This is a genomic window from Candidatus Termitispirillum reticulitermitis (assembly GCF_054655775.1).
Window position 1 is genome coordinate 1 of record NZ_BAAIHG010000109.1, and the last position, 2803, is coordinate 2803.

Sequence of the window (2803 nt, forward strand, 5' to 3'; positions counted from 1 at the left end):
AAACGGCGTAGTTATTAGCTGTTCGTCCATAAATGTAGTCTGGTGTGTTGATAGCGATTCCATCACGATAACCACCACATTGGGCTGAACTTTTTGCAACTTCTCATTACCCTTTACATATCTATCAAAACGCAAGTTTTTTTCATTATCGGTTGTCCTGTCTGCTCTTAGATATGAGGCAACTATAGGATAATAACGCCGAACACTTTCTAAGTCATAGACAAAAGTCTTTTTTGTCGGCTTGGTGTCGTATAGATTATGGATGGGGTTGATTGCAAGTGCCGTAATAGCCTCGTTCTGCGAGAAATAAGCATCCCCCCAGAGCAGCGGATATTTTGTAATAATATAGCGTCCATAAGCAACGTAAGCAGTGCTCACAATAGCGAGAAGTAGAGATAGGGCTTTAACTTTTAATGATGTTTTCGCACTACCCCAGCCTTCAAATATTTTTGTGGTAATTTTGCCACTTATAAATGTAAGAGCCGCCATAGCTAGAACTATCAAAACTACATTATAGCTCTGCCACACCATACCAGCAGCCTCGTTCACATCGGTAGCAAGTCCGAATATATCAAAGCGGATGCGGACGTGCTGGTAGGCGTAGTAGCCAAAATCAGCCGCATAAACAAGTGCTATTAGAAAGAATATTGTGCGATAAAATGCTGGCAAATAGTGGCTCTTATTAAGCTTTTTAATTATAAGTGTAATTAGATATATTAGCACTGATAAAAGTGCCGTTAATCTGCCATCAAACTTAAAGCCTATGAATAGTGCCCATAATATATCGCCAGTAGCCGCATCAGTTATGGCGGTTCGTTGCCACGCAAAAAAGACTAAGCGTGCGACAAATAGCAATGCCCAAATGAAGGCAAACAGCTTGAAATATATGCGGGTGTTTCTCGTTATTAACATCACTTAAACCTTGACAGCTCCTCTAACACGTATTTATAAACATCGGGCGATGGCTTTTCATCCAAACGTCTATATGTTTTCGCATCTACCACATAAGCTCCACCGATGTAGCCCGGAAACACCGTAATCTTGCCGTCCCCTATGGATATTCCATAAGAATTATCTGCACCGTGCATATACACATACTTGCGCGGTTCTGATGAGAATATATCCAAGCCTGCAGAATAATCGCTTGGCTCGTTTTCAGCATTAAACATATATTTCATCAGCGTGGGTGCTACGTCCATGTGGGTGGTAGTGTGCTGGTAGCTTTTAGCCACCGTTTTAGGCAGATAGATGAGCATCGGTACGTGCGTTTCACATTCGGCAAAGTTGCCGTTATGCCCCCACTCCCCTAGCCCTAAGTCGTCAAAGGACTCTCCGTGGTCTGATGAAATGACTATAATAGTATTATCCAGCAGATTTTCAGCTTTTAGCCTATCAATCACACGTTTAATAAGCATGTCAACATAGTTTATGGAATTCAGGTACCTGTTAAACAGCAGGGTTTTCTTGTCTTTGTCTAAGTCAAGATAGTTCTTCTTATCGCCATAGTATGGTTCAAACTTAGGCGTATAGATATCCACATCAAAATCATACGGGTGTGTAGAGTCATAGAATAAGAACGAGAAAAAAGGCTTGCTCTTGTCGCGCTCATCCATAAACTTGATAAACTTGTTAGTAATAGTCTGGTCTCTATACTCAGCACCACCGCCTTCGGTTTTAATATCTAAATCCTTAACGCGCACAAATGCAGTCTTGTTAAATTCAGGGCTAGCTAGTGATGCACTGCCATAAACGCCCATTTGATAGCCATTATCTATCATAGCATTGAGCAAAACAGGCGATGTATGCCCCTCAAGGACAGTGTTCCAATACATCCCCGCTATGCTGTATATGAAGGCGAAAACCCCGTGCCTAGTGTGGTTAGCATTGGAATTATGGTTCAAGAATTGCGAAGAACGTTTTGACAGCTCATATATGTTAGGCGACACGTCCTCAGTAAAGACGTCCCAACGCCAGCCGTCCAGCAGTATCATTACTAGATTCAGCCCATTAGACTTGCCCAGCTTGATAGGGTTCTGCGGGTAATGCATAGTCTTGACATCAAGCTCAAAATTAGCATAAACTGGCTGTTTCAGCCCAGCAGAGCGCAAAAACTTGTTTAATGATAGCGGATAGACTAAAGGTAGCGACAACATCTGGTAGGTGATGCGCGTGTATGAATAAAAGTTGCTCACCGCATAGACTATCTGATATGAAAGGGCAAACACTACAAGTGCAAGTGCCACATATTTTACCTTATTGCAAGCAATCTTTTTGGTTAGCCTATCAGTAAGCCGCCATAAGAACACTGCAACAACCACTATAACTACTGCAACAACGGCTACTTCAACATACATTACAGCGGGGAAGTCAAATATATCGCCCGATGCGCTACCAAAGAACATATCCAGCATTGATACGTTTATGTGCATGTGGAATTGTTTATAGACCACATAGTTGACTAACAAAAACGCCGTAACAACGCTTGATAGAGCGATAGCAAACACCGAAAACACGTGTTTAGGCAACGGGGTAAAATGAACTAGAAATAATATTATTGAAACGATTAGCGCAAGCTCTGTCGCGTGTCCCAGTGCGTAGGCTAGTGCAAAGAGTGCCACCGCTCCGTTCGGAAAGCCCAACACCGATATATACCTTAAAAAGAGCAACGCCCACAAGAGCGTGAGCGATAGGCTAAACAGCAGTATTCTGAATTTCATTAAGCATTGCCTCTATTAGTTTCAAATCTACACTCGTATTATAGCAGGGTCCATTGGGTCGTTCGTTCAATATGCCAATAACATTT

The 2803-nt window shown here is 42.2% G+C and carries 2 protein-coding genes; both read right to left on the reverse strand.

From position 1 onward, the window contains the following. On the reverse strand, nt 1-915 hold a 915-nt coding region (locus tag AC1MDJ_RS07460), incomplete at its 3' end, for an LTA synthase family protein (RefSeq protein WP_479690295.1). Further along, nucleotides 912-2717, reverse strand: a complete 1806-nt coding sequence (locus AC1MDJ_RS07465; protein ID WP_479690296.1) for a sulfatase-like hydrolase/transferase — start codon at nt 2715-2717, stop codon at nt 912-914. The genes AC1MDJ_RS07465 and AC1MDJ_RS07460, both read right to left, overlap by 4 nt. Between the last annotated feature and the right edge of the window lie 86 nt (nt 2718-2803).